The organism is Okeania sp., from assembly GCF_035285525.1.
GTDB lineage: Bacteria > Cyanobacteriota > Cyanobacteriia > Cyanobacteriales > Microcoleaceae > Trichodesmium.
Genome location: NZ_JAYKGW010000236.1, coordinates 1 through 14,270 on the forward strand (window position 1 = coordinate 1; position 14,270 = coordinate 14,270).

Annotated in this window: 9 protein-coding genes, 1 tRNA gene and 1 pseudogene; 2 read left to right on the plus strand and 9 right to left on the minus strand. The window is 34.8% G+C overall.

All coding sequences use genetic code 11. From position 1 onward, the window contains the following. Positions 1-181: 181 nt before the first annotated feature. From VKJ25_RS22375 to VKJ25_RS22410, 8 genes are all read right to left on the minus strand, one after another. Positions 182-253: transfer RNA gene (locus VKJ25_RS22375), tRNA-Cys, on the minus strand. 661 nt (positions 254-914) lie between these two features. Further along, positions 915-2,045, minus strand: coding sequence for a small ribosomal subunit biogenesis GTPase RsgA (gene rsgA, locus VKJ25_RS22380; protein WP_324238862.1), 1,131 nt, complete (start codon positions 2,043-2,045; stop codon positions 915-917). Next, positions 2,042-2,311 (minus strand): sulfurtransferase TusA family protein, encoded by a 270-nt coding sequence (locus VKJ25_RS22385; RefSeq protein WP_324238870.1) that lies wholly within the window; start codon positions 2,309-2,311, stop codon positions 2,042-2,044. The genes rsgA and VKJ25_RS22385 overlap by 4 nt, the downstream gene beginning before the upstream one ends. A 501-nt stretch (positions 2,312-2,812) precedes the next feature. Then, positions 2,813-3,934, minus strand: a complete 1,122-nt coding sequence (gene dnaJ / locus VKJ25_RS22390; RefSeq protein ID WP_324238863.1) for a molecular chaperone DnaJ — start codon at positions 3,932-3,934, stop codon at positions 2,813-2,815. A 1,012-nt stretch (positions 3,935-4,946) separates the two neighbouring features. Continuing rightward, positions 4,947-6,983 (minus strand): molecular chaperone DnaK, encoded by a 2,037-nt coding sequence (gene dnaK, locus VKJ25_RS22395; protein WP_324238864.1) that lies wholly within the window; start codon positions 6,981-6,983, stop codon positions 4,947-4,949. 730 nt (positions 6,984-7,713) lie between these two features. Then, a complete protein-coding gene (grpE, locus tag VKJ25_RS22400; protein WP_324238865.1) occupies positions 7,714-8,433 on the minus strand; it encodes a nucleotide exchange factor GrpE in 720 nt (239 codons plus the stop codon). A gap of 837 nt (positions 8,434-9,270) precedes the next feature. Continuing rightward, entirely contained in the window at positions 9,271-10,473 is a 1,203-nt protein-coding gene (locus tag VKJ25_RS22405; protein ID WP_324238866.1) for a choice-of-anchor K domain-containing protein, read from the minus strand. A 570-nt stretch (positions 10,474-11,043) separates the two neighbouring features. Then, positions 11,044-11,682, minus strand: a complete 639-nt coding sequence (locus tag VKJ25_RS22410; protein WP_324238867.1) for a hypothetical protein — start codon at positions 11,680-11,682, stop codon at positions 11,044-11,046. A gap of 473 nt (positions 11,683-12,155) precedes the next feature. Here VKJ25_RS22410 and VKJ25_RS22415 point away from each other — a divergent pair, with 473 nt between their 5' ends. Further along, positions 12,156-12,278, plus strand: a complete 123-nt coding sequence (locus VKJ25_RS22415; protein ID WP_324238868.1) for a hypothetical protein — start codon at positions 12,156-12,158, stop codon at positions 12,276-12,278. Beyond that, a pseudogene (locus VKJ25_RS22420) lies at positions 12,279-12,584 on the plus strand (type II toxin-antitoxin system RelE/ParE family toxin). A gap of 276 nt (positions 12,585-12,860) precedes the next feature. Here VKJ25_RS22420 and VKJ25_RS22425 read toward each other — a convergent pair. Then, entirely contained in the window at positions 12,861-13,763 is a 903-nt protein-coding gene (locus VKJ25_RS22425) for a choice-of-anchor K domain-containing protein (RefSeq protein WP_324238869.1), read from the minus strand. Positions 13,764-14,270: the final 507 nt, after the last annotated feature.

Here is a 14,270-nt window from a genome sequence, read left to right on the forward strand (position 1 = left end):
CTCAATCTTAGACTCAGTAGCAAAATTCTAACTCAAACCCCTCCCTACTATTGCACTATTAATGGACGTGGGTGAGGGCGGGTTTATCTCAATCTTAGACTCAGTAGCAAAATTCTAACTCAAACCCGCCCCTACATATTGCACTATTTTAGGTGTGTCAATAATAAATAACTATAATCAAAGGCGGCACCCAGATTCGAACTGGGGGATGAGGATTTTGCAGACCCTTGCCTTACCACTTGGCCATGCCGCCACACATATTTTTAATATACACCATCTAAGTAAATATAGCAACCCTTAAAATAAATAGAAGCAATATTATTGATGGCCATATTTTTTAGGAGACTATAGACAAATATTTAGGGTTTACTGAATAATTCTTTTTGTTGAGATAGAGATTAGTTAAGAGTCAGAAAAAATAGGGCTATTAATTGATGCGGTAGATATTTTTCTAACTTTTACACGGCACTATACCAACGGACATTATATTAGAGATAAATTTAGTATATCACAATAAATGTATAATTGTGTCTAACTTTTTCTAATTAGAGCTTGCTGATTAAATCCGAAAACTTTGACATATATAGCAGGGAACACTGAACTGGAAACAGGGAACAGTTGTTCAAGTGTTTCCGCTCTCTAAGATTCATCATCATTCCATATCCTAACCGCCAAGGCAGTTGCTATAAAGGTAAGTGCCTTTTTAGGTTCTGATTTCTTGGGAACCGTAAAAGTTCAACTTTTTGGGTAACTCTGGTTCCTCAAGGAGCGTATTTTGGTGAAGACTTGGGCAAAAAAATTACTCTCCATCCCCCCATCACCTCATCACCTCATCTCCTGAAAAAAGACTGAACAAGCGCAAACCCTAATTATTTTAATACTGTTGATAGCCCTTAATCACGGTCTCCCAATGCTCAAAACTCATCTAACTCCTGACACAAATCTTGCAACTGCTGATGTTCTACTTTCCTCGAAGAACGCCGATACTTTTTACTAGCTAACTTAGGTTCCAACTTTCGTTTACCACCCGAACTTGTTTTCGCTTTTAAATTTGACTCACTATCAGGTTGCTGTTGCAATACTTCCTGTCGAGCGATCGCTTCTTCCAAAAATGTCAAATAATATTCATACCGCTCCCAGTCACCTCTCACGACACAGTTAGGTTCATCCCGATGCAAACAGTCACTAAATTGACAACTCCCCTCTGCTAAATACTTTCGTGCTTCTGGAAACAAATATGCTAACTCTATAGGTTCGCAGTCTAACTGTGGTTGATTAAAACCAGGTGTATCTGCTAACAAACCCCCATTCGGCAACTCAAATAACTCAACATGACGAGTAGTATGTCTCCCCCGCGACAACTTTCCCGACACTGCACTCACCCGTAAATTCACATTTGGAATCAAATAATTAATTAAACTCGACTTCCCTACACCAGACGGACCAGAAATTACTGTAATTTTATTCCTCAATTTTTCCCACAAAGAATGGGAGCTATCCTTCACTGCTCTCAAACCTGCTTCCGTTTTCACACTAATCAAAAAAGGTTCATAACCCCACTCAGAAATTTGACTGCACCATTCTTCCGTTTTTGCTTCACTCACCAGATCCCATTTACTCAAACACAAACATATCTCTAAACCTGTTAACTCTGCTTTGACTAAAAACCTTGTCAAAGCAACCGGGTCTAAATTTGGTTCTGCTAAAGCAAATACTAACATTACCTGATTTGCATTAGCAATGGGAGGGCGGTCAAGTTCTGTTTCTCTTGGTAAAACCTCAGCTACTGCACCTCGTCCACCCTCCCAGTCTGGATCTTCTATAATTACGCGATCGCCTACCATTACTTTTTGGCCTATTTTCTTTAATCGCGATCGCCGGGTACAAAGCAGAAATTTAGGTATATTTTCTCTTGCATTTTTTACGGAATTGTGATATTCATCAATTTTGACCTGGTAAAAATTTGCTTGAACTGCTACAACTGTCCCTAAGCAGTTATTATCAGTTTGTTCCCATAAGTCATTTACTTCTGAAGTCCAATTCATGCTATTTTTTCTGGGCAACGCACCTTCAGGACAAAATATTCAGACTGTTCTTTTATTTCTACTATGGGGTAACCTTCTATCGCCAAACTATCAGGTACTTGTTCTATAGGTTCTCCTGGATCTAGCCACACTTCTAAAATTTCTCCTGGCATCATCTTTTCTAGATACAGTTTGGTTCTCACAAAATTAATTGGACAGGGAGTACCCCGTAAATCTATTTGAGAATCTGACTTTTGTGCATTCTGAATTTGGCTTTGATAATCCATAAATAAATTAAATATTTTTTCTCCACTTTTTGACTTTTCTTTCACAAATAAATCCTATTTTTACCAAGTGGTAAAAATAAGCTTATAGCTGATTGCTGACTCCTAAATGCTTGCTTATTAATTTTTGACTTTTCTTTCACAAATAAATCCTATTTTTACCTAAAAATTAAGTCCAAAGCCTCCCCTTTTCAGGGGATGAAAAAGCGGTCGTCAGCGGAGCTTCCCGAAGGGTGAGATGGATGGGTTCCCTAACCATCTCTAATCGACCAAGAGAAATATTTAACTTCAGTATTTTCAGCCTCCGACTTAACTCGGAGGTTAACTCTGTACTGATAACTGATCACTGAAATAACCACTTGCTAAAGACAAGTTTTTTCAGATTAGGAAAATATCAGCATTTAGCCATTAGCATTCAGATACTAAAGTTGAATTAATAGCAGTCAGCTAACAGCTGTTAGCTGACTGCTGTTTGCGCAGCATTCCGCAGGAAATGGTTATTAATTAGTGAAATAAGTTTCCGAGGAATCCTTCTATACCTCCTTTTCCCGTACGTTCTCCTTTAATACTTGCCAATTTTTCCAATAACTCTCTTTCTTCAATAGTAACTTTTGTGGGAATATCTATTTCTATTGTAATTAAATGATCTCCACGACTTACCGGATTACCCAATTTTGGTACTCCCTTATCTTCCAAAGTTAAAACAGTATTTGGCTGAGTACCTGGTGGAATAATTAACTCCGACTTACCATCAACTGTATTAACTTCCAAAGAACAGCCTAAAATTGCTTGTAAATAACTAACTTTTAGTTGGGAAAGAATATTAATACCATCTCTTTTAAATTCTGGGTGATTTTTCACAGACAGAAAAACATACAAGTCTCCTGGAGGCCCACCCATCTTGCCTACATCTCCTTCATTAGATACTCGTAACCGAGTCCCATTGTCTACTCCCCCTGGGATAGTAATCTTAATCTTTTTCGTTACCTCGTTCTGGCCACGGCCTCCACAACTTATACATTTTTCCTCAATTATTTGTCCATTGCCATTACAGGAAGGACAAACTGAAACTTGAGTGAAACTACCAAAAGGAGTTCTTGTCGCTCGGCGAACTTGACCAGTACCTCCACAAGTTGAACAATTTTGAGGTCTTGTACCTGATTTCGCTCCTGAACCTTTGCAGGTTTCGCAAGTTTCAAGATGCTTAATAGTTAGTTCTTTATCTCCACCAAATATGGCATCCTGAAAGTCCAAACTCAGGTCTAAACGTAGGTCATCCCCTCTAGTCGGACCTGTACGCCTACGTCCTTGAGTTCCCACTCCTCCGGAGAAACCACTAAAAAAGCTTTCAAATATATCAGCGAAGCTATCTGAAAAATCTGATGAAAAACCTGATGCTGCTCCCCCGGATACTCCTGCTTCTCCAAAGCGATCATAACGAGCCTTCATTTCTGAGTCAGAGAGAACTTCGTAAGCACTACTTATTTCTTTAAAGCGTTCTTCTGCTCCAGGCTCTTTATTCACATCTGGGTGGTACTTACGAGCCAAGCGACGGTAGGCACGCTTTAGTTCCTCCTTATCTGCTGTACGAGAAACACCTAGAATTTCGTAATAATCACGGGCCATAGAGCTATTTGCCTATATATAATTTAATGTTAGTTTGTCTGTTTGGAAATTTTATATTTTTATTTGGCGATTTTCTGCGTGGTATTTATTTCCCCATAGATTAATTATCGCCTTTCGTCAGTTTAACATAGAGTTACTTGAAAATCTACATTATTGATAATTAGGGTTTGCGCTTCTTCAGTCTTTTTCTAGGAGTAGGGGAGCGCTTTGGTAGGGGAGTAGAGGAGCAAGAAAGTAATTTTTTTTGCCCAACGATCTGCTTAAAATTGTAACTTTTTGATTTTTCAGCGATTTATCGGGAACCGTACCGTGCATTAAGCAGCTCAAAACCAGGTACTTTTTACCTGTCTAAAAATGCTAAAAACTTTATCTGTAAAGGCTTTTAGATTTAATCAGCAAATCCTAATTAGGATTTGCTGAAAAAGTAGAGGTAGAAGCCAGAAGCCAGAATCCAGAAGGAATACTCATTATAGAAGAAGTAATCAGAAGAATCGTTCCTTAATTTTCTACCCTTATGTTGCCAAAAATCCTAGATTTTTGAAGCATTACTACCTAAAAGCTGGTACTTTATTAGTATCTGAAAATTGTCAAACCTTAAGCTCGTCAAGATTTTGATATTTAATCAACAAGCCCTAATTAGGTTTTGCTGAAAAAAGCAGAGGGTGGGAAGTGTCGGAAGTGTCGGAAGTGTCGGAAGATAGAGAAAGTAGGAGGAATAATTTTTTCTTGATTTTTCTACCCTTGGCCTCCCTAAAATCCTAAAATTCATGATTTTTCCGGAACCGTCCTTGAGATATCTAAAAGCGACTAATTTTTCCATACCTAAAAATGCTAAAAGCTTTATCTATAAAATGCTTTTAGATTTAATCAGCAAGTCCTAATTACACATCTGCGGAAAAGAAATAGGCAATAGGGGGAAGTAATTCATAATTTCTGGATCAGAATTGATTTTATGTTTTTCTTTTTGGAGATGTCTATTGAATAATGAATATTATAGATAATGAATTCCATACTACAGAAAAGGATTTTTGTCAAATTCATTCTCAGGATTATTAGTTGTTTCCTGAACTTCAGTTGAATTTACCTCACTTGTAATTGAGTTAGTATCAGTAAATGTCTCACTTTCTACAGAATCTTGAGAAATTTCTGATTCTGTAATTTTTGGTTCTTCTTCTTGAGTTTGAGGCATCTCAGAACTTGGTTCCTTTTCTAATAAGTTTAGCTTTTCATTTGCTCCTTTTTCATATAAAGTTCCACCTACAGCAAATAGTTTTTCTCTAAATACTTGAACTTGCTGATTTAGTTGGTCGTAATTCACTTCAGTTTCAGAATTACTCAAAACTTGCTTTAATTCCTCATAACTATTCTGAACTTCTGTCCCTAACTCTTCATCAATTAAACCACCATATTCTTTGACAGTTGCTTCATAATTATATAAAAGAGTATCTGCCTGATTTGTCAATTCTACTAATTGTTTTTGTTTATTATCTTCTTCTGCATAAACTTCTGCTTCTTCCTGCATTCGTTGAATTTCTGTATCATTTAAACCACCTGTATTACTAATTTCAATACCTTGTTCTTTACCTGTTCCTTGGTCTATAGCTTTAACTTTCAAAATTCCATTAGCATCTATATCAAAATTCACTTCTATTTGTGGTATTCCTCTGGGAGCTGGAGGAATTCCTTTTAGCAAAAATCGACCTAGACTTTTATTATCTTGTACCATTGCTCGCTCACCCTGGAGAACATGGATTTCTACAGAAGTTTGTCCATCGGCAGCAGTAGAATACATTTGGGAACGACTGGTAGGAATTGTGGTATTTCTCTCAATCACCTTAGTACATATTCCTCCCAAAGTTTCTAAACCGAAGGATAGAGGTACCACATCCAATAATAGAAGGTCTTTCAGTTCACCTCCTAAAATACCTGCTTGAATAGCTGCCCCCAAGGCCACAGCTTCATCAGGATTCACAGAAGTATCAGGAACTTTTCCATTAAAAAAATTACTTATTGCTGTTTGAACTATAGGTATCCTAGTAGAGCCTCCTACCAGAATAATCCTGTCTATATTTTCGGGTTTGATCTCAGCATCTTTCAGGGCTTGTTCTACTGGTTTAATGGTACTTTCAACCAAAGGATGAACTAATTTTTCAAATTGAGCGCGAGTGAGGTAGGTTTCCAAATGCTTTGGTCCTATTTCATTAGCAGTAATAAATGGTAAATTGATATTTGTATTATTGGTAGAAGATAGTTCTATTTTGGCCTTTTCTGCTGCATCTCTAAGTCTTTGTACAGCCATTTTATCGGGAAATAAATCTATCCCTTCCTGTTCTTTGAACTGATCTATTAACCAATTAACTATACAATTATCAAAATCATCTCCTCCCAGATGATTATTACCAGAAGTAGCCTTAACTTCAAATATTCCATCTCCTAACTGCAAGATAGAAACATCAAAAGTTCCTCCACCTAGGTCAAAAACTAAGATTGTTTGATCTTTATCCTGTTTATCTATACCATAAGATAGTGCAGCTGCAGTTGGTTCATTAATAATTCGTAGCACCTCCAGACCAGCAATAATTCCTGCATCTTTAGTTGCTTGTCTCTGTGCATCTGTAAAATATGCTGGTACTGTAATTACTACTTGAGTGACAGAATCACCTAGATATTTTTCCGCATTCTGCTTCATTTTTTGCAGAATCATGGCTGAAATTTCTTGGGGAGTATAATTTTTTTCCTTAATGTGGACATCTACAGTATTGTCTTTACCCTCAACAGTTTTGTAGGGAACCCGGGAGCGTTCATCTTCTGTATCATCCCATCTTCTCCCAATAAATCTTTTGATACTATAGATTGTATTTACAGCATTGGTTACTAATTGTCGTTTGGCAACTTGGCCAATTAAACGGTCGTTGGCTTTGCCAAATCCTACAATACTGGGCGTTGTACGTCCACCTTCTGAGTTAGGAATTACAATTGGTTTTCCTCCCTCTAAGACGGCCATACAACTATTTGTTGTCCCTAAATCAATGCCAATGACTTTTCCCATAGTTTTTCGGAGTTATTATATAATTTAGTCAAAAATTTCTATTCTTTTATCATAATGAATCTTTCAATCTTCCGTGTTTTACTAAGTCTTGAAAAGCAGAAAAATATCTAGATTTTTTATTCCTTTATTAGCTGAATAACTACGTTTTTTAGATAAAAAAATATATAGCAATTGTATTTTATTTGTGTATAAAAGTTTTACTAATTTTAGGTAAAAGGGAACAGGTAATTTCAGTTCTTAATAGACAGTGAACCGCTGACTAAAATCGGAGGCTTGAAATACTGATTTGAAATTTTTCATACCCTGAAAAGGGGAGGCTTTATACCTCCTTTTTTGGTAAAAGTTTGAGTTTTTTCATCTACTTTTTGATTTGTCGTCACCTATTTAGGATTGCTTGAAGTAGTGGTATGAAATCAATTAGGAATTTTTTTTCATAAATGATTATAACCATAAAAAATAATTTATGAGAAAAAACTCTAGGCATTTGGTCTGCAAATATCTTGGAGCTGGGGTTTGGAGACCAAACCCAGCATTTATAAATCTTACAACCTATTTAGGATTGCTATACTTAACTAAGTTGTATCCAGAAAAAAATCTTCAGTTAAATTTCTACAATCATTTAGATTGAATTTTTAACATTTGTGTTTATATTGTGGCTGATTTTATTTAGGTCTGAATACAACTTAAACTTAAAAGATCGGATAATCTAGTCAGAATTAACTAACCAATATTAATTTTCTGGTTCAGTTTGATTTTCTGTTTCATCATCTGTAGATTCTGGTACTGTTGCTACTTTTACCATAGCGTGTCGAAGTATGCGATCGCCTATAATATAACCTCGGACTAATTCTTCTATTACTGTTCCTTCTGGATACTGTGTAGTTTCTTCTCGCATTACTGCTTCATGTAGATTGGGGTCAAATTCTTGACCTTCTGGACGCATCGCAGAAACTCCTAACTTTTTCAAAGAGTCTACCATTTGTTTATAGACACTTTGATAGCTTTTATGGATAGTCATTTCTCCATCATTTGCTGGTTTTATCTGGGAACGAGCACGCTCAAAGTTGTCAATTACTGGTAGTAATTCAATAATTGTGGCACACTTTACCTGTAAGTCTAATTCTTCTTTTTCTTTTTGTGTTCGTTTCCGGAAGTTATCAAAGTCTGCTCCTAATCTTTTGTATTGACTTTCTTTTTCTTCTAGTTGAAGATTGGCACTTTCTAACTGATTTTGTGATGCTTCATAAGCTTCTTTTAATAATACTATTTCTGGTGATGTTGTTGCAGAGTTTTGCTGCTCTGTTTCTACAGAGATATTATCTTCAGAGACTTCTTGGTTATTCTCTACTGTTTGAGATGAATCTAAGTCTGGATTTTGCTCAAATATAACTTCAATATTTTCATTTATTTCTTGATTTTTTGTTTCTGTAGAAGGAATCTCTCCTGTCATTTAATTTTCTCCTAATGCCTAATCTAAGATTATTACTATTTATTGTTTGGCTTTTCTCCCTGATTTATCATAATCAAGAAGTAATACAGAAACACTGAAATTATAACAGTGTTAATATCAAGTTTATATTAATTGTAGCTATTTTCATAGCCTGGAATTTAAGACATAGGGCAGAAGACATAGGACAGAAGACATAGGACAGAAGACAGAAGGCGGAAGGAAAAGGTTTTTGTTGGTATCGGGAGTAGGGATGTTCCATGAAACGTCCCTACAGAATCAATATAAGGATGGAAGTTATGGAGGTGGTAGTTATTTATAATAGTAGTATTTTTTCTACCAAAAAATCAGGTCTAAAGTCTCCTCTTTTAAGTCGAGAGATGGATGGGTTCCCTAAGCATATCTAATCGACCAAGAGAAACATTTAACTTCAGTATTTTAAGTCTCTGAGTTGAGTCGGAGGTTCACTCTTTACTGATAACTGATAACTGATAACCGAAATAACCTCCTGTTACACCAAAATATTAACTTGAGGAACCTGAGTTATCTAACAACCTATGCTTTTTCGGAACCTAAAAATGCTAAATTTTTTATATGTTATGAAGTAAACATTCAGCTATTAGCATTCAGCATTAAGCTTTTGTAAAGAATTAAGCAATTCTAAGATTAGCTGATGAGCAATTTTATTTCCTAGCTGATAGCTGATAACTCACGTCTAAATGCTTAATTAGGCTAATTTTTTCTTGGCTGTAATAATAAGTTAATAACTCAAAGCTGATAGCTGATAAATGACGGCTAAATGCTTATATTATTAATGCTTTGCTGATTAATCAGCAAGTCCTAATTATCAATGAAAATATCAAATGCTTCTAGTTCAGGACTTCCTTTTAAACGTGCAAATAAACCACCACTACCAAATCCATTATTGCTGCCATTTTCGTTGTAATATAAATCGCCATTGCTTCGATCGTAAACAATAAAAGCATCACTATTTTCTGCTGCCTCATTATTGTTAACAATCTCAAATTCTTGTTCTTCTAGTAGACTTCCGATGAAAGTTTCTAGTCTGCTAAAAGTTGTTCGAGATAAAACAATAGTATCTTCACCTAACACAAAATCTACGATTGTATCTACACCTATATCCTGTTTCCGAAAATTACGACCTGTGTCATAAACAAAAACATCTTTACCTTTACCACCAGTTAAAATATCATTTCCCGCTTCACCATAGAGGTCATCATTACCACTTCCTCCATTAAGTTTGTCTTTACCATTTCCTCCAATTAAAATATCATCTCCTCCGCTACCTACAAGGTTATCATTTCCCTTTCCACCATTGAGGTCGTCATTACCACTTCCTCCATTAAGTTTGTCTTTGCCACTTCCTCCGATCAAAATATCATTTCCTCCTCTACCTATGAGGTTATCATTTCCTCCTTTGCCATCTAATTTTTCGTCTTTATTAGTACCTCTAAGAGTGTCTTTTTTTCCAGTTCCTATTCCTGTATCACTTTCTATTTTGGCGTATAAACCTGCTGTGGTTATACTATTTTCTAAGGCTGAAAGTTCTTCTGTAAATGTTAGACCATTATCTTGACTAAAGCCGAGTAATCTAATAGTATAATCGTTGTCTTTATACTGAAAACTACCGCTACTAATTTCATTCACAGGAATAACAAAATCAGCATCTTCTTCTGGGTCGTCACTACCAGGTGTTGATATTAGATTAAAGTCAAATTCAAAATTACCAGTAATTCTAGTTGGATCATATAATTCTAGTTCTATATTTAGGGGTACTGATTCAACGTTTGTGCCTATATTAACTGAACCATTAAAATAGGTTAAGTTTCCTATTTTGAAGTTTTGATTCACTTCAGTTGAGAAGGGATTAATGATAAAGTTCAGTTCGTTTCTGAATGTTTGTGGGTCTTCTCCCCATTTGAATGAGTGGGTATCAACACCTGCAAATACGGGGAAATCATTTTCTATCCCTGGAGTAGGTTCTCCCCATTTACCATTAAAAAAGCCTGCAAATTCTACCATGATTAAGTTAGGTTATTTGATGCAATTGAGTAACTATAATTGATAGTTTACATCATACAAGTATTATCGATCCGTAGTTAGGGATGTTTGATATTTTCTTTATCTTGGGGAATACTATTTTAATAATTAATTATTAATTATTATTTCTGCCTAAAAGATGGAGAATTAAACTATATTTTCTGGTTAAAAACAGAATTTAATTTGTAGGAGTTGTGGGTGGATACCGAGATTTTGATTCACTTTTTGAAGATGTAGATAAGGGTTAATTTACTATTTAAACATTTTATGAAGCTCCCAAATAGGGGAGTTGTGTGATGAAAATTTCCTACTGTTTCACAATAGCTAATTCATTTTGTGAAGTTCCCGACTACTCCCATTACGCTCTAAGATTACCGAAAGATTGTAGGTTGGGTTGAGGTACGAAACCCAACCTACCTTATAGGAAATCTTCCACTATTTTAATAATGGATACTTACCTCTCCCTAAAATTTAGTCCAGTAGTGGACTGTTTCATCTAAAACTGTGCATTAGCTTTGAACTTGAAAATTCTTAATGCATCACTTTTGAATTTTAACTTTTGAATTCAATTTTAGAATTGCTATATTCTTGAAATGGCTGCAAAATAATTCCTAAAATTTTATCAATTTCTTTAACATAATATTCCCCTACATCTATACGCACAATTTTTTCTTCAAGTGTTAAAAATTTCCAATTTGTTCCAGTTGTAACTGCACCATAAATAACCTTAACTGAATTACCACAACGCTGATTAAATAATTGCCCTCCCACCATACTAGCAACACATTGTCCTAAACCACGAATAATATTTTCATTTTTAGCTTCAACAATAGTAATAACTGGAGCAGTAATAAAATATTGTGCAGAGGAAAAACTGAGCAAAAAATCACAATATCCTTGTAATCCTAATTCTGCTTCTACATTAAACTCTGTTCCCGAAAAAAGACTAATTTGATAATTTAATTGTCGTCTAACTTCAGCTAAAATTTGCGAAATTAATAGTTCTGAACGAGCTTTTCCTGTATTAATAGCAGTTGCTAAGGGAATATATTCTCCTAAAATAGTTGTGAGAATTTCCGAAGGTTTAATTGGTTGAATTTTAGGAAATAAATCTTGATTTTCTTCTAAAGTTAATTCAAAATTTATTTTGGCATTTTCTAGTGTAAATTTACTGTAAGAAAGATTGCTCATGGAAATTCAAAATTCAAAATTCAAAATTCAAAAGTAAGAATTGAAAAGTCAAAATTGCAAAGGGAATTCAAAATTATAACAGTTTTTATTATAGGGGAAATTCATTAGAATATTTAGCTAATGAGTAAAACATGGAAATTCAAAAGTATAGGGATTTTGATGATAAGGAAAATTCATTTGAGTAGCCATCTTTAGAGGCTAAATGCCATTTGCTCCTGGGATAATATGACCGTTACGTGTGTAAGTCCTGTAAATATTATTATTGTATAGTTTATAATTACTATCAAAAGAATGTTTACCTAATCAGTAAAACTATGGATATTGTCTTAACTCCAGATATAGAAAAACTTGTTGAAGAGCAAATTGAAACTGGAAACTATCAGGATGCTCTGGCAGTTATTCGGGAAGGGTGACAATTATTGGTAGAAAGAGAGAGGATTTATAAAGGAAAATTCTACCAACTTAAAAAAGAAGTGGAAATTGGCATTGAAGAATTAAAGCGAGGTGAAATATTGGATGGTGAAGCAGTATTTTATGAATTAGAAAAAGATATTAGGCAAATAGAAATTGCAATGGAACACAGAGGTAAAAATTAAATGGGTAGATATATTATTGCTTCTCCAGCACGATTAGATTTAAAAGAAATTAATACTTATCTATCTCAAAAAAATCCACAAGCAGCAAAAAAACTACAAGCAAAAATTAGAGAAAAGTGCAGATAATTAGCAGATTTTTCAGGAATGGGGTGTAACCGTGAAAAGTTAGCTTTAGGATTAAGAAGTTTTCCTGTGGATGATTATCTTATCTTTTATTTTCAGGGTAAAAACAGAATTGAAGTTGTACGAGTCGTGAGTGGATATCGAGATTTAGATAAACTTTTTGAGGATATGGATAAGAGTTAATTTAGTATTAATTGAATAGGGCAACCATTAGTAGATTGCCCCTAATTTTTTATTCTTTAATTATATAAGCGTTTCCTACGGAATGCTTACTTAATTATCAATGAAGAAATCACTCGCTTGTAGTTCAGGAGTTGTTTCTAAACGGGCGAATAAACCACCACTACCAAATCCATTATTACTGCCATTTTGGTTATAGTATAAATTGCCATTATTTTGATTGTAAACAATAAAAGCATTACTATTACTTGCGGCACTGTTAGTATTAACAACTTCAAATTATTGCAGTATATTTCCTGGTACAGTTTCTATTTCATTGAAGGTAGTTCGAGATAGAATAATAGTATCTTCATCTAACACAAAATCGACTATTTTATCTACTCCTACATCCCGTTTCCGAAAATTACGACCTGTGTCATAAATAAAGTTATCTGCTCCACCACCACCAATTAAGGTATCATTTCCGGGTCCACCATAGAGGTCGTCATTTCCACCTCCTCCATTAAGTCTATCTTTACCATTTCCTCCAATCAAAATATCATCTCCTCCCTTACCTATGAGGCTATCATTTCCTCCTTTACCATCTAATCTTTCGTCTTTATTAGTACCTCTAAGGGTTTCTTTTTTTCCAGTTCCTATTCCTTTATCAATTTCTATTCTGGCATACAAACCTGCTGTTGTTCTGGCGTTTTCAAATACTTTAAATTCTTCTGTAAATGTTTTACCTTTGTCTTGACTAAATCCTAGTAATCTAATTGTGTAATCTTTTCCTTTAGAGCTGAAACTACCATTACTAACCTTACTTAAAGGAAAGACAAAATCAGCAGCTTCTTCTGGATCGTCACTAGAAGGTGTTGTAACAATATCAAAGTCAAAGTCAAAAGATTCAGTACGTCTAGTAGGATTATATAGTTCTAGTTCTATTTCCAGAGGTACTGATTCAACATTTGAACCAGTTGAACCATTAAAATAGATTAAATCTCCTACTTTAAACTTTTTATTTAGTTGAGTAGAGAAAGGATTAATTACAAAGCTCAGTTCATTTGGGTATGTTCTAGAGTTTCCTATTTCCCCCCACTTGAATGAGTGGGTTTCAACACCTTCAAATACAGCAGAAGAGATACTTTCCCCTCGAATAGGTTCTCCCCATTTACCATTAAAAAAACCTTTAAATTCTACCATGATAGTTATTTGATCAAATCTAGGAAGTATTGATTGAGATTTTAATTCATCAAAACATTATTCATAATATCTGCACATTTTTTTTATATTGGCTTTTTCTATCCCTCCTACCCTCCTTTCAAACCTATGGTTTATAAACATCTTTCTCTTTTCATAAAACTTCTAGTGATAACTGATAACTGAAATGGTGAAGGGAGATTTCGGGGAATTTTCAATCTACTTTGAGCGATCGCTTAAAACAATAACTAAATATTAGGCAAAAGTGCTGGAAAGCTTATAAATATAGGGATGTTCCATGTAACCGCCTCTCTACTGATAACTATATAAGCGATCGCTTATTAGCACAAGTTGAATTAAAAATCATGCGTATAGACGAACAACCCCAGTCGAATTTCATTATATCAAATTTTCGGTCCCAACGCAAGGGCATCTTTTTTAGGGGCGCGATTTTTTCTTGGGGGTAGCTCTCACAAAATGAACATCTTGGTACTTTGCTACTGATATGAG